24 protein-coding genes and 1 tRNA gene are annotated in these 19,656 nt (G+C 35.5%); 23 read left to right on the forward strand and 2 right to left on the reverse strand.

The window, feature by feature from the left end:
- The first annotated feature begins 251 nt into the window (after positions 1-251).
- From M2098_RS08120 to M2098_RS08135, 4 genes are all read left to right on the forward strand, one after another.
- Positions 252-977 (forward strand): site-specific DNA-methyltransferase, encoded by a 726-nt coding sequence (locus M2098_RS08120; RefSeq protein WP_280683454.1) that lies wholly within the window; start codon positions 252-254, stop codon positions 975-977.
- 243 nt (positions 978-1,220) lie between these two features.
- Entirely contained in the window at positions 1,221-2,522 is a 1,302-nt protein-coding gene (locus tag M2098_RS08125) for a recombinase family protein (protein ID WP_280683456.1), read from the forward strand.
- 350 nt (positions 2,523-2,872) lie between these two features.
- A complete protein-coding gene (locus tag M2098_RS08130) occupies positions 2,873-3,469 on the forward strand; it encodes a hypothetical protein (RefSeq protein ID WP_280683458.1) in 597 nt (198 codons plus the stop codon).
- A 211-nt stretch (positions 3,470-3,680) separates the two neighbouring features.
- Positions 3,681-3,757: transfer RNA gene (locus M2098_RS08135), tRNA-Arg, on the forward strand.
- Between the two features lie 53 nt (positions 3,758-3,810).
- Here M2098_RS08135 and M2098_RS08140 read toward each other — a convergent pair.
- Both M2098_RS08140 and M2098_RS08145 read right to left on the reverse strand, forming a co-directional pair.
- Positions 3,811-4,905, reverse strand: a complete 1,095-nt coding sequence (locus M2098_RS08140) for a site-specific integrase (RefSeq protein WP_280683460.1) — start codon at positions 4,903-4,905, stop codon at positions 3,811-3,813.
- A 477-nt stretch (positions 4,906-5,382) separates the two neighbouring features.
- The gene (locus M2098_RS08145) at positions 5,383-5,961 is read right to left on the reverse strand and encodes a helix-turn-helix transcriptional regulator (RefSeq protein WP_280683462.1); all 579 of its coding nucleotides are present in this window, start codon (positions 5,959-5,961) and stop codon (positions 5,383-5,385) included.
- Between the two features lie 156 nt (positions 5,962-6,117).
- On the opposite strand from M2098_RS08145, the gene M2098_RS08150 reads away from it, so the two are divergent.
- The 19 genes from M2098_RS08150 to M2098_RS08240 all read left to right on the forward strand — a co-directional run bounded on the left by M2098_RS08150 (position 6,118) and on the right by M2098_RS08240 (position 19,636).
- Positions 6,118-6,333, forward strand: coding sequence for a DUF739 family protein (locus M2098_RS08150; RefSeq protein WP_280683464.1), 216 nt, complete (start codon positions 6,118-6,120; stop codon positions 6,331-6,333).
- A gap of 27 nt (positions 6,334-6,360) precedes the next feature.
- Positions 6,361-6,588 (forward strand): hypothetical protein, encoded by a 228-nt coding sequence (locus M2098_RS08155; protein WP_280683466.1) that lies wholly within the window; start codon positions 6,361-6,363, stop codon positions 6,586-6,588.
- A gap of 75 nt (positions 6,589-6,663) precedes the next feature.
- Positions 6,664-6,861: a hypothetical protein gene (locus tag M2098_RS08160; protein WP_280683468.1), complete on the forward strand. Its 198-nt coding sequence runs from the start codon at positions 6,664-6,666 to the stop codon at positions 6,859-6,861.
- 63 nt (positions 6,862-6,924) lie between these two features.
- Positions 6,925-7,200: a 3D domain-containing protein gene (locus tag M2098_RS08165; RefSeq protein WP_280683470.1), complete on the forward strand. Its 276-nt coding sequence runs from the start codon at positions 6,925-6,927 to the stop codon at positions 7,198-7,200.
- 2 nt (positions 7,201-7,202) lie between these two features.
- Complete coding sequence (locus M2098_RS08170; protein WP_280683472.1) at positions 7,203-7,556, forward strand: hypothetical protein; 354 nt, start codon at positions 7,203-7,205, stop codon at positions 7,554-7,556.
- A gap of 14 nt (positions 7,557-7,570) precedes the next feature.
- Positions 7,571-7,798, forward strand: coding sequence for a hypothetical protein (locus tag M2098_RS08175; RefSeq protein ID WP_280683474.1), 228 nt, complete (start codon positions 7,571-7,573; stop codon positions 7,796-7,798).
- Between the two features lie 15 nt (positions 7,799-7,813).
- The gene (locus M2098_RS08180; RefSeq protein ID WP_280683476.1) at positions 7,814-9,124 is read left to right on the forward strand and encodes an AAA family ATPase; all 1,311 of its coding nucleotides are present in this window, start codon (positions 7,814-7,816) and stop codon (positions 9,122-9,124) included.
- Entirely contained in the window at positions 9,124-10,191 is a 1,068-nt protein-coding gene (locus M2098_RS08185; RefSeq protein WP_280683478.1) for an ATP-binding protein, read from the forward strand. Before M2098_RS08180 ends, M2098_RS08185 begins: the two co-directional genes overlap by 1 nt.
- Before the next feature lie 20 nt (positions 10,192-10,211).
- On the forward strand, positions 10,212-10,766 hold the full coding sequence (locus M2098_RS08190; RefSeq protein ID WP_280683480.1) for a DUF669 domain-containing protein: 555 nt from the start codon (positions 10,212-10,214) through the stop codon (positions 10,764-10,766).
- A 9-nt stretch (positions 10,767-10,775) separates the two neighbouring features.
- Entirely contained in the window at positions 10,776-13,418 is a 2,643-nt protein-coding gene (locus M2098_RS08195) for a DEAD/DEAH box helicase family protein (RefSeq protein WP_280683482.1), read from the forward strand.
- A gap of 14 nt (positions 13,419-13,432) precedes the next feature.
- Positions 13,433-14,758, forward strand: coding sequence for a ParB/RepB/Spo0J family partition protein (locus M2098_RS08200; RefSeq protein WP_280683484.1), 1,326 nt, complete (start codon positions 13,433-13,435; stop codon positions 14,756-14,758).
- On the forward strand, positions 14,758-14,997 hold the full coding sequence (locus tag M2098_RS08205; RefSeq protein WP_280683486.1) for a hypothetical protein: 240 nt from the start codon (positions 14,758-14,760) through the stop codon (positions 14,995-14,997). The genes M2098_RS08200 and M2098_RS08205 overlap by 1 nt, the downstream gene beginning before the upstream one ends.
- Before the next feature lie 2 nt (positions 14,998-14,999).
- Positions 15,000-15,611: an HNH endonuclease signature motif containing protein gene (locus M2098_RS08210; protein WP_280683488.1), complete on the forward strand. Its 612-nt coding sequence runs from the start codon at positions 15,000-15,002 to the stop codon at positions 15,609-15,611.
- A gap of 17 nt (positions 15,612-15,628) precedes the next feature.
- Positions 15,629-17,854 (forward strand): AAA family ATPase, encoded by a 2,226-nt coding sequence (locus M2098_RS08215; protein WP_280683490.1) that lies wholly within the window; start codon positions 15,629-15,631, stop codon positions 17,852-17,854.
- A 269-nt stretch (positions 17,855-18,123) separates the two neighbouring features.
- Positions 18,124-18,336, forward strand: coding sequence for a hypothetical protein (locus tag M2098_RS08220; RefSeq protein ID WP_280683491.1), 213 nt, complete (start codon positions 18,124-18,126; stop codon positions 18,334-18,336).
- Positions 18,336-18,626, forward strand: a complete 291-nt coding sequence (locus M2098_RS08225; protein ID WP_280683492.1) for a hypothetical protein — start codon at positions 18,336-18,338, stop codon at positions 18,624-18,626. Before M2098_RS08220 ends, M2098_RS08225 begins: the two co-directional genes overlap by 1 nt.
- Positions 18,626-19,021 (forward strand): DUF4406 domain-containing protein, encoded by a 396-nt coding sequence (locus M2098_RS08230; protein WP_280683493.1) that lies wholly within the window; start codon positions 18,626-18,628, stop codon positions 19,019-19,021. The genes M2098_RS08225 and M2098_RS08230 overlap by 1 nt, the downstream gene beginning before the upstream one ends.
- Positions 19,014-19,415, forward strand: a complete 402-nt coding sequence (locus M2098_RS08235) for a RusA family crossover junction endodeoxyribonuclease (protein ID WP_280683494.1) — start codon at positions 19,014-19,016, stop codon at positions 19,413-19,415. The genes M2098_RS08230 and M2098_RS08235 overlap by 8 nt, the downstream gene beginning before the upstream one ends.
- Positions 19,412-19,636: a hypothetical protein gene (locus M2098_RS08240; RefSeq protein WP_280683495.1), complete on the forward strand. Its 225-nt coding sequence runs from the start codon at positions 19,412-19,414 to the stop codon at positions 19,634-19,636. The genes M2098_RS08235 and M2098_RS08240 overlap by 4 nt, the downstream gene beginning before the upstream one ends.
- Positions 19,637-19,656: the final 20 nt, after the last annotated feature.

Raw genomic sequence — 19,656 nt, forward strand, 5'->3', positions numbered from 1 at the left:
TATCACAACTTTCTGAAGATAACAAAAAACCAAGCAAAATTCACTTCATCGATGAATTTTGCTTGGTTAATGGATTCTTAACTTAATGACATTAATTAATTCTTTCCTTTTTTTTCTTTAATCTAATCCAGTTATTTTGATATATGTTCTAACCTGTAAGTGCACAGATTTCAAGTTCTCAATGTCAAGACTAGAAAGCAAATGATTTACTGCTATACTAAAATCATAAGCTAGCTGAAGATAGAAAGGATGTGATTGAAGGAATTAAAAAAAATACAATTTACAATGCTGATGCATACTCATTCATAAAGAAAATTGATAGTAACAGTGTAGATCTTGTTGTTATTGATCCACCATACAAGCTATCAAAAGGAAGTGGAACAAAAGGTTACATCAGTAAGCAAAAACATAAACAATCCGAAGAGCTAAATACATTAAAACTTGATGAAGGAATGGATCTAGAAATACTCGATGAATTCATGCGAATTATGAAAAAAGTTAATATATATATTTGGTGCAATAAGGCTCAAATTTATGATTATCTTAAATTCTTTGTTGGTATACACAAATGCTCATTCGATATACTTGTTTGGATTAAAACAAACCCAATCCCTACACATGGTAGAAACTATATGAATGACAAAGAATTTTGTCTATACTTTAGAAAAGGAATTACACTGCAGACAACTTATCAAAGTGGAAAAACATACTGGTTAACACCGACTAATGTTAAAGATAAACGCATGTATGATCATCCTACAATTAAACCATTACATATCATTGAAACACTTATTCAAAACTCCAGCAAAGAGAATGATCTTGTACTAGATTGTTTTCTAGGATCAGGAACAACTGTAGTAGCTGCTAAGAAATTGAATAGATCATATATTGGTGTAGAATGGAACAAGAAGTATTATGACACCTGCATAGAACGGATCGAGCAAGTTCATCCAAACAAAAATGTAAAATTATCGTAAGTGCTTGATTTTGTTTTACATTATGGTATATTAAAGGTGTCTTATATAATTCTTGTTTTGTGTTGGATATCTATGAATGTATTGTTTATAGAATTCGATACATACATTGCTATTTAACTTAACTTATATTTGGATTATATAAGATACAAAAGGGATCTTCTGACTGAGGATTCTTTTTTTACGTTTGAGACTCGTTGTACAATAGAATGGGGTTCATACTTTTTTCACTGTTTAGGAGGAAGAATGACAGATTTAAAAAAGAAGAACTTCAAAGTTGGGGTATACATTAGAGTGTCAACACAGGAACAAGCAGAACTAGGTTTTGGCATCGATGTACAAATGAGTAAAATCAATGCGTATTTATCGCTTTTCGATTATGAATTGGAAAGTATAAAGTATTATGTTGATGAGGGGATTAGTGCTAAAAATATGAAAAGAAAGAAGCTTCAGGAATTACTTTCTGAAGTTGAAAAGGGTAGAATTGATGTTGTCATAATATATAAGTTAGATAGACTTTCTAGAAGTGTTATCGATGTATACAGAATAATAGACTTGTTGAATAAGTGTAACTGTAATCTTATTGCTGTTATGGATCAACTGGATGTAAGTTCTGTAAATGGACGCATGATGGTTGGAATGTTAGCAATTATAGCTCAATGGGAACGAGAAACGATATCAGAAAGAACAAATGACGGGATGATTCAAATGGCCAAACAAGGCTTATTTCCACGTGGTGGTAAACCACCATTTGGATATATACGTGAAAAAGGAAATAAACTGATAATAAATCCTGAAGAAGCAAAGTTAGTCAAAGAAGCGTTTCAAATGGCTTGTAATAATCATAACTTAAGTGAGATCCAAAGATATTTAGAATCAAAGGGAAAGAAATATATAAATTCTGATGCAGTGAAAGTTCTTATTCAGAATAAGATTTACTATGGTGAATTCTATTTCAAAAACGAAAAGTATATGAATATAGTCCCACCTATTATCGATAAGACAATATATTTAAAAGCAAACAATTCAATAAAAAAAGTATTGTGTAGTAAAGATAATGAAAAGTATTACTTTGGATATTTGCTGAAATGTCAATCTGGCCACACACTATTAAGTAAAAGTACAAAAAAACCAAATCGTAGATATTACTATTATGTGTGTGAACAATGTAGAAACCAAAGAATAAATCAACAAGCTATCATAGATGAGGTCTTATATCGATTAATCACTAATAACATTAAAAAAGACTATTCAAAAAAAGAAAGGAAACATATCGCAAGAGTTAAAGAATTAAACAAGAGTATTGAAATAGCCTACGTCGATTATATAGAGGGTAGGCTTGATGCTAAAACATATGCATATACTTTGAGTCAATTAGAGATAAGTAAAAAAAATGAAATGCAACTAATTGAGAGCTTGAAAGTAAGTGACATAGTAGATTGGGATGGTATGAGTGATAAGGATCGAAAATATTTCGTTCAAAACAATGTAAAAGAGATTATTGTTGATATTACTTTGAAGAAAGTGCTTCGCATAGAATTTAAGTAAATTTTAAAAAAAGGGTCTTTTTTTGAAAAAACACTTGCTTAACAATGTATGAGCCTCTATAATAAGTGTATAAGTTAAATAGCAGTGAGAAAGTTTAGTTAAATTTTCTGCCAAGCAAGAATTGAATGATCGAGCGAAACACGTCGTACATGAAAAGAGTTCGACTAAAAGTTTACACTCGTGCCAGAATAATATCTGAAACCGCAGAAATGTGGTTTTTTTTGTTATAATAAATAGAACATAGCTTTATTCGTAGGTATCGTGGAGCGATGGATAGAAGAAATTGGGATTGTGATTATGTTGATTGTTTGGCAAGATGAATGTTTGGGATGATTGGAGGAGTTATTAACATGAATGATAAATACAAATTGGATAGAAATATTATCTCTTGTAATAAATGTGGAGACATTATTGAAAGCAAGCATATCCATGATTTTGTAATGTGTAGTTGTGGTGCAGTTGGAACTGATGGAGGATTAGAATACCAGAGAGTTACAGGATATGATGAGGATATAAATTACAGTTACACAGTATATAGAAACACAAAAAACAATTCCTCTATTTCTTATGATGAATTGAAAACTTTAAATGGTACGATTTGTAAAATTATGAAGACTTATAAGGTGCAGTCTGTAGGTAATGGCTTTATTGATTGTATTTGTCCTACAAGTAACATATCTGACTTTCTAGAAGAACTTAATGAGCTAGGAATTGGGATTACACACTTTACAATTTGGGAGTATGTTAGAGAAAACAAGGGGTTACCTGTTGTAGGTATGGGAGGTCCAAAATATGATTATGGAGAGGGATGGTATGCTGAAATAGGTTGTGATTATTTCAACTTTACAGGAGAAACAAACCTTATAGAAATGCTTTCGGAAGAATCCACAAGATGGAATTGCGAGATTGTTCCGGGATTTTGGCTAGATATAATCAAAATTAATTAAGTACATTCCAACCGAATGCGTGTTTAATTATCATATAAATACACATAATTGTTTGATTTCTAAGTCATTCGTATTAAGAAAATGTATTATAGGTTCGATTAATTTTGCTTGACTCTTCCATGTAATATAATTTGTAGAAATCGCAAGGTTTTGACAAATTATATTTTCATGTATCATCTAAGAAATATGATATAATAAATTACGGACTCAAGCGTTCGTGGCGCAGTTGGATAGCGCACTCGACTCCGACTCGAGAGGTCGCAGGTTCGAATCCTGTCGAGCGCACCAAATAAAGAAAAACCCTTATTTTAAAGGGTTTCTTTTTTTTAGTTAATGAATTGTTAATGATTTTTGCTTATTTTATTTAACTTTTCTAAGTTTTTTGACTTTCTATCAGGGAATAAATGTCCGTATGTATTGTTAACCATCTCCACTGAATGTCCTAAACGATCTGCAATATCTTTCGCATCCCACCCAACATCTATAAGGGTTGAAACGTGTGTGTGTCTAAGCTCATGGAAAGTAAAATGCTTAACTCCAGACTTCTTAATATCCAACTTCTTATGTTTCTCATAAACAGATTTGCTATACCTAGTTACAAACCCAATTAAAGGATTATCAGGGTAGTTTTCATAGTTTGGTATTTCTTCCAAGTATTTATCTATTTCGCTTGCACATTCATCGGGAACATCCACAGTACGCCACTCTGATGTTTTAGTAGGAGTAAGTACTTGGTTTGGATAATCCCAGTTATAATTCACATGCAATTTTTTGTTCAATGCATCATAGTCCTTGATATGCAATCCTAGAAGTTCACCTGATCGCAAACCACACCAATACAATATGAAATAGCCAACTCGCTCAACTGGTGACTCAACAACATCAACGAACTGGTGAAATTCATTGTAAGTAAGAATAGTTATATCTCTTTTTTCTTCTACAATATTATGCTTAACCTGTACCGCCATAGCAAATGGGTTCTTTGTTATGTAATCATGATTTTTTGCATATTCGAAAATACGGGAAGCAATACCTTGAATATTTGCAAGATGTGCGTTGCAGTATGGCTTACCATCAGCTTTAGACAAAGATAATAGATATTTTTGAAAACCTTCTATATTTTTTAGTTTAATTTTACTGATCTTCATGTTATTAAATTGTGGCTTAATGTGTTTATTGATGACATAAGTTCGCCCTTGAACAGTTGATTTTCTATATACAAGTTTTAAGTGTTCGATATATTCATCAGCAACTGAATTGAATCGAATGTTTATAACACACTCTTCGTTCTCTTTTACATCATTCAAAAATTTATCTAAAGCCTCTTGAGCATACTTTTTGCGTGTCCACGTTTTATTCTTTCGAATTATTTGCTTTCCATTCAATATGTGCGAAAAATACCACAATTTTGTAGTTTTATTTTGATATACTGGCATATATATTTCCTCCTATTTGTGATAAAATAAGAGCATAGAAAAAGGATAGATGAGCGTCTATAAATTTCTATGCTTGCACCCAATGGCCGTTGGGTGTTTTTTTATATCAAAAATTAATGTTGATACCATAATCTTGTAGATATTGATCTGCATAAGGCATAATCTTATCTACCTCTTGTTCACAATCGTCTTCACAACACACATCTTGATTGAAATGGTTTTTCAATATGTGAATTAGTTCGTGTTTTAGTGATTGTTTATTTGTCTCAATACTATAATTACAATTTAACAAAACATAATACGTATCTTCCAGTAAGTAACAAAGCCCCTTTGTTGTTTTAGGTAAACAACACCTAGTTACACATATGTTATTTTGTCTACAAAAATCCTCGAATCCCATAAGTATGTACCTCCCCAAGTTATCATACTAGGGATTGTTACATTATTTTTGTCAAGTGGAAGTACTTCCACCTTTTTCTAATCCATACCTCTTTCGGCTCTTATTCCCTTGATGACAGTTAGAATTCGCTCCATATCCTCGGGGCTAAGGTCCTTTGTTTTATCAAATAATAAGACTAAATTGTCATTCTTTTGAATTGAATTATATAGATCCAGTAGTTCTGGATTGTTCTTTTCTAGATATTCTGTAGTGGGATCTTCAGGTTTGAACATTGATTCGTAGTACAGTTTATCTAGATTATCATTAAATCTATTTTCTGATGCTTCGATCCATTTTTTTGAACGTTCGAAGTTTGTAATTTCAGGATAGAAATTATTAGGTATTTCCATCTTTCTTTTTTTAAGCTCCTTCACATAATCTACAGGATCATTAGTCCAACCCATAAGATAAGCCGGAGTTGTGTCCAACATGCTCGCAAACAGGCTTATTTTTGATTGAGGTAAATCATTTTCTCCGATTTCAATCTTATTGATTGAAGACTTACTTTTGTATCCTAGGGACTTTGCTAATTCTTCTTGTGTAATATCTAAACCGATTCGTCTATTTCGAATTCTCGAGCCTAAGAGTTCAACATATTTATTTTTTTCTTTTACCATATAGCCCCCTTTTTTAAAGTTTTATATTTATAATCTATCACACAGTAGATGTAAAATCAACATTTTTGAGTATTAATGATTATTTTTGTTGACTGAAAATCTACCTGGTGTTATTATTGTTATGGTTGATTAACAATCTACCTGAAAGGAGGCTTTATGACTGATTCAGAAGGATTTAAAATACTTCTTTTAAAGAGTAACAAAAATCAAAAGATGCTTGCTGAGCATTTAGGTGTTGATGAACAAACAGTCGGTCGCAAAATCAACAATAAACAAGAGTGGAAAGCAAGCGAAATCGATAAGACATGTGAATATCTAAATATCGATGTATCAGGAAGAATGGAAATTTTTTTTAAAAAACAAGTAGATTAACAATCTACTAAAGAAAGGAGTGATTATATGTTCTTTAAAATTGTTCATTTAAAAAATGCTCTGCAATGTACTGATTATCGTGCAAGAAAAACGTTCAACGCATACAAGAAGAAACTATTGGAGAAGGGTAAAAAACAATTTGATTATAGATATTTACCTTTAGATTGGTTTGCTGCAGAGTATGCAAAAGACAATTTAGTAAATGAACAAGAGATCAAGCAAAGATTACAAGAAGCAATAAAAAAGACACCCTAGCGTGGCAGTCAAGGTGTCAAAGTAAGTTTAAAGGCTTTTTGCCTACTTAGATTATAACACAAATGAGGTAAAAATATGAAAATTGGAAATACAAACTATACACAAGCAGAAGATGATTGCTTTGGATATTACTTCAAAAAGCATCCACTGCTATGGTTCAACATTATCGCAATCGTTTTGTGTGGTTGCTTATACGGTAGCCAAGAAATTGAAAAAGCGCATGCGAAGACTATCGAGCGAGGTGCGATTGTAGAAGTTACACAAAGTGAATGAGTACCTGCTGCTGAAAGTACGTCCAGTGTAACGACTGAGCAGAAACCAGTAGGAGAACAAGAAGTGCTTAGAAGTTTAGGAACATTTAAGATTACGTACTATTGGCCTGGTGAAGACCAATATGGTCATGCTACTGCAACAGGAGCATACGCTACTGAAGGGATTACAGTGGCAGTGGATCCAACAGTAATACCCTATGGCACAGTTTTAGTAATTGATGGACATAGCTACATTGCGCAAGACTGTGGCGGAGAGGTTGAAGGAAATGTGATTGATATCTTTGTTGAAGAGCCACATATGCACGTATATTTCACAGAAGTATATATAAAGGAGGAGTAATTATGCAAGAAGGGAAAGTAATGAAAGTGAAGCCAGGTGATTGGATCATTTATGAAAAAAGTGAAGAACACTGGGAAATCGGACTTGTAAAAAAAGAAATCGAAACAGGTAATGGCTGTATGGTTTGGTATCACTGCGGGGGCACGGTTGCTTCTACACCATATAGTTCGATTTTTTTCGCAAGTGAACATATTGATGAAGTAGTGGCATATTTCTACGGATATAACAAACGCATTTTTAATAGATATGCAATCACCAGTTTGATGGTTCGAAAGTATGCATTGATGCATGCAAATGGAATAGTCGATATATCAGATGTAATAACAGATGTAATAACGGATGTAATAGATTTTTAAAGGAGAAACATTAAATGAAAGTACAAGTAATAAAACTAAATAGTTTAGAAGATTTAGAGTCAGCAATGAATGCAATAATCAACACAATTCATGATGATACATCAGATGAAAATGATGCAGTAGATGATGAACATGATTGTGAAACGATTACTGCATTACGAAAAGAAAATGAAGAATTACGATTGGAAATAGCAGCATACAAAGCAAGGTTAAGACATGTGCAAGAAGTTGTGAATATCTAACGAAAGGAGAACAAAATGAGTGAACAAAAAATTAAGATTAACAAACTTGAGATTGAAAACGTTAAACGAGTAAAGGCGGTAGTTATTGAACCTACTGCGGAAGGCTTAACGGTCATTGGTGGAAAGAACTCCCAAGGGAAAACAAGCGTGCTAGATGCAATTGCATGGGCCTTAGGTGGGAACAAGTTCAAACCTAGCAAAGCAGAACGCGAAGGCTCTACAATTCCACCACACTTACGTTTAGAACTAAGCAACGGCTTGGTCGTGGAACGTAAAGGGAAAAACAGTGACTTGAAGGTTACTGACCCACAGGGCAATAAAGGTGGCCAACAACTACTGGATTCATTCGTTGAGCAACTTGCATTGAATCTTCCAAAATTCATGGAAGCAACGAATAAGGAAAAAGCAGATACACTACTACAAATTATTGGAGTAGGTGATAAGTTGTACGAATTAGAATATCAAGAAGAGAAGATATACAACGAACGTCATGCAATCGGACAAATTGCTGATCAGAAGAAAAAGTATGCTGAAGAACTTCCATTCGATCCTACAGCACCGAAAGAACCTGTAGCAGCAAGCGAGCTTATTCAAAAGCAACAAGAGATTCTAGCGCGTAATGGTGAGAACCAACGCAAACGACAAAACGTTGAGTATCTAAGAAGTAACCATGCTTCGTTGTTGAGTCAAAAAGAGCAACTAGAAAAGCAACTTGCTGAACTTAATGAAAAAGTAAATGCAAGTACGATTGATTTAGCTACAGCAGAAAAAAGTGCTTTAGATCTTCACGATGAGTCGACTGAAGAACTAGAAAAAAATATTCAAGAAGTTGAAGCAATTAATGTGAAGGTGCGCGCGAATCTTGACAAAGAAAAAGCTGAAGGTGAAGCCCTTGAGTACAAAGAACAGTACGATGCACTTACTGAGAAAATCGAAGAAGTGCATAAACAAAAATCTGATTTATTACAAGGTGCTGATTTGCCACTACAAGGTTTATCGGTCGAAAATGGATTGCTTATTTATAACGGACAGCAATGGGATAACATGTCGTCAAGTGAGCAACTACGAGTTGCTACAGCAATTGTACGTAAGTTGAAACCACAATGTGGGTTTGTCTTATTAGATAAATTGGAAATGATGGATATTGATACATTGAACGAATTTGGTAAATGGCTTGAAGGTGAAGGACTACAAGCGATTGCAACACGTGTTTCTACTGGAGAAGAATGCAGCATCATTATCGAAGATGGATATGCACTAGACTCAACTCCATTGACTGCTGAAGCACCAGCTACCCAGCCAACATGGAAGGCGGGGCAATTCTAATGAATATCACAAAAGGAAAAATTGAAAGTGCTAAGAAAACAGTAGTATATGGACCTGAAGGAATTGGAAAATCTACATTAGCAGCACAATGGCCTGATCCGTTGTTTATTGATACAGAAGGTGGGACAAAGAGTTTAGATGTTGCTCGTTTAGATAAACCAACATCCTACACAATGCTGCTTCAACAAATACAATTTGTTAAACAAAACAGACCTTGCGGAACTTTAATCATTGACACAATTGATTGGGCCGAACGATTAGTAACTGACTTCATTTGTCAACGAGCTAATAAGACAAGCATCACGGGTTTTGGTTATGGGGAAGGTTTCTTGCAACTTGAAGAAGAAATTGGTCGTTTGTTGAACAATCTATCTGATCTAACTGAAATTGGAATACATGTGGTCTTAGTTGCACATGCCAAAATCAATAAATTTGAGCAACCGGACGAAATGGGAGCTTACGACCGCTACGAATTGAAGTTAGGAAACAAAACGACCGCCAAGACCGCATCGTTAGTAAAAGAATGGGCCGACATGGTTCTATTCTGTAACTACAAAACAATTTCTGTTGCTACCGATGATAAAGGTAAGAAATTCAAGGGGCAAGGTGGTAAACGAGTAATCTATACAACTCATGCACCGGCATGGGATGCGAAGAACAGGGATGGGCTTCCTGACTTTGTAGACATGGATTACAAGAATATCGCACATGTAATCAAAACATTCAATGTAACACCACAAGTTCAACCAGTAGCACCACCTGTTACACAACAACCATCTGTTCAAGAAGTTAAACAAGAACCTGTACAACAAGCAGCACCAACTGAGCCACCATTAACTATCGCAATTGATGAAAGCGATTATGTTGGATTACCACAAGCTCTTGTTGATTTAATGAAGCCTGAGCAAGTGAGTAAAGCAATGGTTGAAGATGTGGTTTCAGAAAAAGGATATTTCCCTAAAGGAACACCTATCACAAATTATCCACAGGAATTTATCGATGGAGTGCTAATAGCAGCATGGCCACAAGTATTAGAAATGATTAATGAAAAACGCATGACGTTTTAGAAAGAAAGAGGAAAACAAAGATGACACAACAAAATAATCAACAAGTAGAACGTGAATTTGGGTGGGATGACACCCTTGTAGAAGACCCTAAGGAGTTTGTAACCCTTCCTGCAGGTGATTATGATTTTAGAATTTTAAGTTTTGAAAGAGGAAGATATACACCTGGTCCTGATTCAAAAATGCCAGCTTGTAATGAAGCGAATCTAAAAGTAGAAATTATCAACCCTATGGATTCAACAGGAGAAAGTAACCCTGTATTGAAATATCGATTATTTTTACATTCAAGAACTGAAGGTTTACTGTCTGCATTCTTTGCGAGTATTGGGCTAAAAGAAAAAGGACAACCTGCTCAAATGAATTGGAATATCGTGCCTGGCGCTACAGGAAAATGTTCTGTAAAAATCAAATTGTACAATGGTAACCAATATAACGAAGTCGCTAAATTTATTCCAAGATACGACCTTGAACCACAGCCACAGCAAGGGGGATATCAGGCTCCTGCACAACAAACTGCACAACCTGCTCAAGCTGCACCTACAACACCAACTGGTAACTTCACACCTGGAAACTTTTAGGGAAAGTATATGGAGTTACGACCATATCAAGAAGAAAGCAAAAGCGCAGTCCTTACTGAATGGGAAAACGGAAATAAGAAAACATTGTTAGTCTTGCCAACGGGATGTCATGGTGAAGATGAAGGTATTATGCTCGCAAATGGTAAAACGATTTTTTCCCAAGAAGTAAAAGTTGGAAACAAATTGATGGGAATGGACGGTACAGCTCGTACCGTTCTATACACTCAAACAGGAGTAGCAGATTTATATAAAGTTACTCCTGTAAAAGGTGTACCCTTTGTTGTTACAGGTGATCATAAACTTTCTTTGGTTAGAACTAGAGAAAAAAAGAATCCTAAATATCCATGTCAAGCACACCATGATGAAATTGTAGATGTAACGATAGATGAATGGTTAAAGTGGTCTAAATGGAAAAAACATATACACAAGCTTTTTAGAAGTGAAACTATAGACTCATTTGGTCATCAAGAATCCATTGAAGTAGAACCATACTTTATTGGTGTTTTGCTGGGTGATGGTGGACTTACAACAACAATCAATGTAACAAATCAAGATAAAGAAATCCAAGAATACTTATTTGAAGTTGCAAGGAGTTACAATATGTCATTACGTCTTGAACCAGCAGGGTTAGCAAATACGTATATATTTGTGGGTGGTGATAATCAAATTGGTTGTAAAGGAAGTTTACTACATCAGCAACTTACAATGTTAGGTTTACGTAGATGTTCATCGGAATTTAAATTTGTTCCTGATATGTACAAATATGGCAGTTTAAACACAAGACTAGAAACTATTGCTGGACTTATTGATTCTGATGGGGCAAGAAGTGGAGAAGGGTTTGATTTTGTATCGAAATCGTACCAACTAGCACATGACTTAGCTTTCATGTGTAGATCTGTCGGATTAGCTGCTTATACAAGTGAAACAATTAAACGATGCCAAAATGACTTTGAAGGCTTGTATTACAGGGTATCGATTAGTGGTGATTGTAGCATCATCCCAAACAAAGTTGAACATAAAAAGTGTAGACCAAGAAAACAAAAGAAAAATGTTCTAAGAACAGGATTTAGTGTAGAAAAAATAGGAACAGGAAAATACTACGGTTTCACAGTTGATAAAGATAATCGCTATTTACTTAGTGACTTTACAGTTACACATAACTGTGGAAAAACTATCGTGTTTAGCAAAATCATTGAAGAACGGGTCCGCGATGGAGGTCGTGGACTCGTTTTAGCTCATAGGGGCGAGTTGCTCGAACAAGCAGCTGATAAATTGTACCAATCAACAGGGTTGAAATGTGCCACTGAAAAAGCGAGTGAGACTTGTTTAGATAGTTGGTATCGTGTAGCAGTCGGCTCGGTTCAATCACTACAAAGGCCACAGCGTTTAGCAAAATTTCCTAAAGACTTCTTTGACTTTATTGTTATCGATGAAGCACACCATGCTATCAGTGATGGCTATCAACGTGTACTAGAGCATTTTGATGAAGCGGATGTATTAGGTGTAACAGCTACTCCTGATCGTGGAGATATGAAGAATCTAGGTAGTTATTTTGAATCACTGGCATATGAATACACATTACCAAAAGCAATTAAGGAAGGTTATCTGTCACCAATAAAAGCGATAACTATTCCCTTAAAAATCGATTTGAGTAGTGTTGGCCAACAAGCAGGTGATTTTAAAGCTAGTGAAGTTGGAACAGCATTAGATCCTTATCTAAAAGGAATTGCTGAAGAAATGAAAAAGCAATGCGCTGATCGAAAGACAGTAGTCTTCCTTCCACTGATTGCGACAAGTCAAAAATTTTGTAAATTACTAAATGAAATGGGATTCAATGCGGTTGAAGTAAATGGAAATAGTGAGGATCGTGCTGAAATTCTTGAAGACTTTGACAAAGGAAAATACAACGTACTGTGTAATTCGATGCTTCTAACGGAAGGATGGGATTGCCCGTCAGTAGATTGTGTGGTTGTATTACGGCCAACAAAGGTAAGAAGTCTATACAGTCAAATGGTGGGGCGTGGAACACGTTTGTATCCAGGTAAAACGGAGTTACTGTTATTGGATTTCTTGTGGCACACAGAACGACACGAGCTATGCCATCCTGCGCATCTCATTTGCGAAAGTGAAGAAGTAGCGAAGAAAGTTACACAGAATCTAGAAAACGCTCCAGGAGTTCCTATGGACCTTGAGATGCTTGAAGAAAAAGCAAAGAGCGATGTTGTAGAGGAACGTGAAGCAGCTCTTGCTGCACAGTTGGCCGAAATGAAGAAACGTAAGCGAAAACTTGTGGATCCACTTCAATTCGAAATGAGTATCCAAGCTGAAGATTTGTCTAGTTATGTACCTTCGTTCGGATGGGAAATGAGTCCACCAAGTGAAAAGCAAGTTAAAGCATTAGAGAAGATGGGTATCTTTGCTGATGAAATTGACAATGCAGGAAAAGCCAATTTGCTACTCGATAGACTACAAAAAAGAAGAGTAGAAGGCTTGGCTAGTCCAAAACAAATCCGATTTCTTGAAGGTAGGGGATTCCAACATGTAGGGAGTTGGAATGGTGAAAGCGCAAGAAAATTAATTGATAGGATTGCTGGAAACAATTGGCGCATTCCTGGCGACATAAACCCAAGAGAATATAAACCGAAAAATTAAAAGGAGAACTAAAAATGCAAAAAGTAATAAATATAAATGTAATTGCACCACACGAGAATAACCCTCGTGTAGACTTAGGTGATTTAACAGAATTGATTGACAGTATAAAAGAAAATGGAATTTTACAACCTATAACTGTCGTTGAAGATGGCTTCTTATTCAAAGTAATAATGGGGCATAGACGTTTAGCAGCTGCGAAGGAAGCAGGTTTAACTGAACTGACTGTGAATGTAGTTGAGATGGGCGAGAAGAAACAAGCTGCAGCAATGTTGCTTGAAAATATGACACGTAAGGATTTGAATGCCTATGAACAAGCACGAGGATTTCAAATGTGTCTTGATTTAGGTATGGATGTAAAGGAAGTTTCAAAGGCGACTGGATTCACCCAAAAGAAAGTTAAACAAAGAGTAAAAATGCTTGACCTTGATCAACAAGAAGTGGAACAAGGAACTTTACGCGGTGCTACAATTGAAGATTTTATCAAGTTAGAAGAGATTGAAAATGAAGAAACACGTAATGAAGTTTTACAAAAAGTTGGAACAAAAGATTTTGAATTTACATTAAACAAAGCAATTAGTGAAGAAAAAATGGACAAAAAGCGGATTGCGTTTTTTGAAAGATTGAATTCATTTGCTGTTGCACTAGATGAATATCCTGAAGACAAAAAAATGAAATATGCTTTTGGTTATTTTCAAACAGACAAACTAGACATTCCTGATGATGCAAATGAAAAAACTTATTATTATGTTAAACCAACACATAAAAGTGAATATATCAGATTGCTAGTAGAAGATGAAGATGACGATGTTGAGGTTGTGAGTGAACCAGTTGTTGATGAAGAAAGAATAAAACGTCAAGAAAACAAAAAACAATTGGAACAACTGTTTGATGTGGCAAGAGAAAGTCGAAAAACATTTGTAAAAGATTTTATAAAAGGAAAAGTTTTCGAAACAAGGGATGTACTTAACGGATTATCAAAAGCAATTGGTTATGCGATAACAAAAGATGAAGAGTTATATTCTCCTGATATTGATTTGTTTTATGAACTTATTGGTAAAGAAAAGCCGGAGTCAGATGACTATTCGAAAGAAATGTTTGAATTTTTATCAAAGCAAGATAAATTTGTTTATTTGTTTGCTTTGTTTTACGTGAGATTAGATCTAGATGGTTGGGCTTCTCCAATTCCTCTTCATTATGATGGTTCATTCGATGATGATGACAAGAATCTAGAAGAAATATATAAATTCATGAAATATGCAGGGTATGTAATTAGTGCTGAAGAACAACAATTACTCGATGGAACGCATGAACTGTATTACAACGAAGATGGAGAAGAATAATGAAAAATGGATTGGTAGATTTAAATAATCATTTATTTGAGGAAATGGAAAGATTAAATGACGATGACCTTACACCAGATGAGCTAGCACAAGAAATAAGACGTGCTAAGGCCATGACTGATGTCAGTGAACAAATTATCAATAATGCTTCAATTGTGTTAAAAGCTGAAGAATTAAAAGCAGAGTATGGAGGTCGTGAAAGTCTAAAACTTCCTGAAATGTTAGAAACGAACAAGTAATAGTGGAAAAACACAAATGGACCAATGCACAAAAAGAGTATATTTTCAAGAATTATAAGGGCATTGGAAATACTGAGTTAACTGCACGATTTAATGAATGTTTTAATCTTAGTCTTCCCGTAGAAAAGATAAAGGGTTTTAAGAAAAATAATAATTTAAATAGTGGTGTTACAGGTAGATTCGAAAAAGGTCACATTCCTGCTAATAAAGGAACTAAGGGTGTTTATAACACTGGTGGAAATGTCACATCTTTTAAAAAAGGAAGTGTTCCAAAAAATACAGATCCAATAGGAACAGAAAAACGATTATCAGATGGTTATACATATGTGAAAATTGATAATCAATCTAAAGCAAAAAAACATGTGAACTGGGCGAAAAAGCATTACTTAATTTGGGAAACTAATACAGGACAAAAAGTTCCGGATGGGCATGTAGTAATTTTCTTGGATGGAAATAGGAATAATTTTGATTTTGATAATCTCATGCTTATACATCGACGTGAATTGTTAGTAATGAATAGAAGAGGTTTGATTAAAGATGCGGCTGAGTTAACGAAAGTAGGGATAACGTTAGCGAGAATGATTATTTCTATAGAAAAAAAGAAGTCAAAGTAGTAAAAGTTGGAGGGTACATGCAAGAGTATGAAAACGATTTATTAGAAATATTAGAGAGTGTTGATCCATCCACTCTCAGCTACCAAGAATGGACGAATATTGGGATGGCCCTCAAGCATGAAGGCTATACTGCGATGGATTGGGAACAATGGAGTGCGCGAGATTCCAGTAGATACCATGCTGGTGAATGTTTCAAGAAGTGGGACACGTTTCAAGGAACTTCTTCACCAGTTACTGGTGGCACTATTGTTCAATATGCAAAAGAGAATGGATGGACTCCACCATATAGAAGTGGTGGTCCTGATTATGAATTGGATTGGGATTCTACAATCAAAGATGAGTTAGTTGTTGTGGATCCTGCGTGGGTTGAAGGTAAAGAGATTAAAGAACCTAAATATTGGAAACCGGTAAAAGATTTGGTTACTTACTTATCAACTTTATTTGAGTCTACAGATAACGTTGGGTATGTTACAACTTCTTATCAAAATGATGCAGGAAAGTACGTACCGACAAAAGGGAATTACGATCGTACAGCTGGAGAATTAATTGAACAATTAAACAAATGCAATGAAGATATTGGAGCTGTATTGGGTGATTATCAAGAAGAAGTAGGTGCATGGATAAGGTTTAATCCTTTAGACGGTAATGGAGTCAAGAACGACAACGTTAGTGAGTATCGATATGCATTAGTAGAATCTGATGCAATGGAATTGGAAAAACAATACGCCATTATTACCGAGTTAGAATTGCCTGTGGCGTGTTTGGTCCATAGTGGAAAGAAATCAATACATGCAATTGTTAAAGTGCATGCAGCTAATTACGAAGAGTATAGAAAGCGTGTTAATTACCTTTATGATGTCTGCAAGAAGAATGGATTAAAGGTAGATGAACAAAACAAGAATCCAAGTCGATTATCTCGTATGCCTGGGGTAACTCGTAATGGCCACAAACAGTTCTTGATTGCTACCAACATAGGAAAAGAAAGTTGGCAAGAATGGCAAGAGTGGATTGAAGCGGTGAACGATGATTTGCCTGAACCTGAAGCAATCGAAGACATTTGGGAAAATCTTCCTGATTTATCTCCAGTACTAATTGATGGAATACTAAGACAGGGACATAAGTTATTGATGGCTGGGCCAAGTAAAGCAGGGAAGTCATTTGCGCTTATCGAGTTATGTATTGCAATTGCTGAAGGGCAAAAGTGGCTTGGGTTCCAATGTACACAAGGACGTGTGCTGTATGTCAATTTAGAACTTGATAGAGCATCATTGTTGCATCGTATTAAAGATGTATACACTGCATTAGGAATACAGCCTAGCAACCTTAAAAACCTTGATGTATGGAACCTTAGAGGTAAATCAGTACCGATGGACCAACTTGCTCCTAAACTAATTAGGAGAGCGCAAAAGAAGAACTACATTGCGATCGTAATCGACCCGATATACAAGATTCTTACTGGTGATGAAAACAGTGCAGATCAGATGGCACACTTCACCAATCAATTCGATAAGGTATGTACGGAATTAGGTAGTGCAGTTATTTATTGTCACCACCACTCAAAAGGTGGACAAGGTAATAAACGCTCAATGGACCGTGCGAGTGGTTCAGGAGTATTTGCTCGTGATCCTGATGCGTTGCTTGACCTGGTTGAGTTGGAATTACCGAACGCCTTAGTTGGCCAATTACAAAACGAAGAGCTACGTAAATATTACGGTAAGGTTCTTAATGATAAGGCTGCACAGTATGCATCTAGTTCAGTTGAGAATGATGACTATATGAATTATAGAAAATTGTATGATCATCTGCAGGTGGTACTAAATGCGAATAGTTTGGCCGAAGTAGATAGACAAACTGAATTAATTAAAGAGAAGGTAAACGGACGTACAGGATGGAGAATCGAAGGAACTCTTAGAGAGTTCGCTAGGTTCAAACCGCTCAACTTATGGTTCGATTACCCAATTCATTCAATTGATACGATTGGCCACCTTAAGGATATAGATCCTGAAGGAGTTCAACCAGCATGGAAGAAAGCTAAAGATAGTAGGAAACCAAAAGAAGTGAAAGCAACTGACCGCAAACATGCAATCGAAACAGCTTATGGAGCATGTACGATTGATGGTGAAGTGACTGTAAAAGCACTCGCTGAATACATGGGTAAAACTGAAAAAACTGTGCGTAAATATTTAAAAGAGCATGGTGATTATTGGGTAGATGAAGGAATAGTAGGAGTAAAAAACAGTTAGGGAAAGTAGGGAAATTTTATGTTTTATTCCCTACGTCCTAAAAGGAAAAAAACATGTTTTATTCCTTCCGTTCCCTTGAATATTGATAGAGGGAAAAAAACATGAATTTATGTTTTTTTCCCAGGGAAGGAAAAAAGTATGTATATACATACATAACTACGTTCCGTTCCCTACAGGTCACAGGGTGAGTAGTGTGGTGGCTTAAGCTGCCGCCACACACGACTCCTCCCCTGACTGTGACAAACGCGAAATTAAGAAGGAGAAAGTATATGAGAGATTTTATAGAAGTTTCTGTAATTGGAGAAAATGATGTAGCGAAAGAAAGAACAGAGATATTACTAAACGTAAATTACATAACAAGTTTAGTCCGTGATGATAACGTGATTATGGTAGCTGTTCCTGCAGTTGGACTTATTCGATACGAGTTAGAAAAGAACTCATTTGTAAATTTGTATAACTCGCTGAAGGGAGTGAATGAATAATGATACAGGAAGCAGTTAAGAAACAGATAAAAATTGAGTTCGTTGTGTATGACGGAACAAATATCAATGAACTTAAAGATTTTGTTGGAAATGATTTGAAGTATGACATATGCGACACAGCATGGCAAGTTGGTAAAGGTATCCCACACATTGTAAATGTACGCATACAAACGTTAGAAGGTGATATGAACGTTTCAAAGGGTGACTATGTTATCAAAGGTGTACAAGGTGAGTTCTATCCATGTAAACCAGACATCTTTGAAGCAACGTACGATAAGGTGGAAGAGTAATGAAGATATATTTAGCTGGTCCTATTACAGGGACTGATGATTATGTAGAACGTTTCAAGGAAGTTGAAGAGTCGCTAACGAATCCTGGTGTAGAAGTTGTAAATCCAGTAACTGATGAACATCTAGATTATGAAGAGTACATCATTCGTGGATTGAAGATGCTAGCTGAATGTGATTGGATCTTTATGCTGGATGATTGGGAAAATAGTAAAGGAGCAAAATTAGAATATCAATATGCAAAAACAGTAGGAAAGAGAATTGTGTTTCAAGGTGATGACGACATGAATTTCTTCATTGAAAAAAGTTTAGCGGAAATTACTGGTTTCTTTCAAAACTTAGCAAATGCAGTTGGTAGTGTGTTTCCAATTGAACGTGAGGAGTTGGGTGATGAGTAGCATGAGCTTCTTCCTTCCAATGGAGAAGATCCCAACAGTAACACATCAGCAAAAGAAAGTTTCAGTCGTGAAAGGTAAACCAATCTTTTATGAGGATGAAGGATTGAAAGCTGCGCGATCTAAATTCATGGCATGTCTTGGACAAAAGGCTCCAAAGGATAAATTCAAAGGACCAATTCGATTGACAACATGGTGGTGCTTTCCTACAACGCAAAAGAAAGGTGATGGAGAGTACAAAGTCACTAAACCCGATACAGACAACCTAGTAAAGCTTTTCAAGGACTGTATGACTCTGTGTGGCTTTTGGAAAGACGATGCTGAGGTGGCCAGTGAAGTGATTGAAAAGTACCATGCTGACATTGTTGGTATTTGGGTAAAGGTAGAAGAGTTATGAAGGCGATTGTACTTGAGAAAGGTGATGGCAGGGCAAAGATTACTCGTGTAATCAAGAATGGTATCCTGGTAACTAAACGAAACGGGAAGGTTATGGATACGTACGATGTGAAAGGACGAGAAGAAGCCACTGCTCAATCACTTATTAGCAAAGGATATAAAGTTATAAAACATAACAAAAATGATGTAGATGACCCTGTTATGCAGGGAAGTCTATTCTAGAAGATTTGGACAAATTAGAC

Origin of the sequence: Breznakia sp. PFB1-19, assembly GCF_029893935.1 — a bacterium.
Taxonomy (GTDB): Bacteria; Bacillota_I; Bacilli_A; order Erysipelotrichales; family Erysipelotrichaceae; genus Breznakia; species Breznakia blatticola.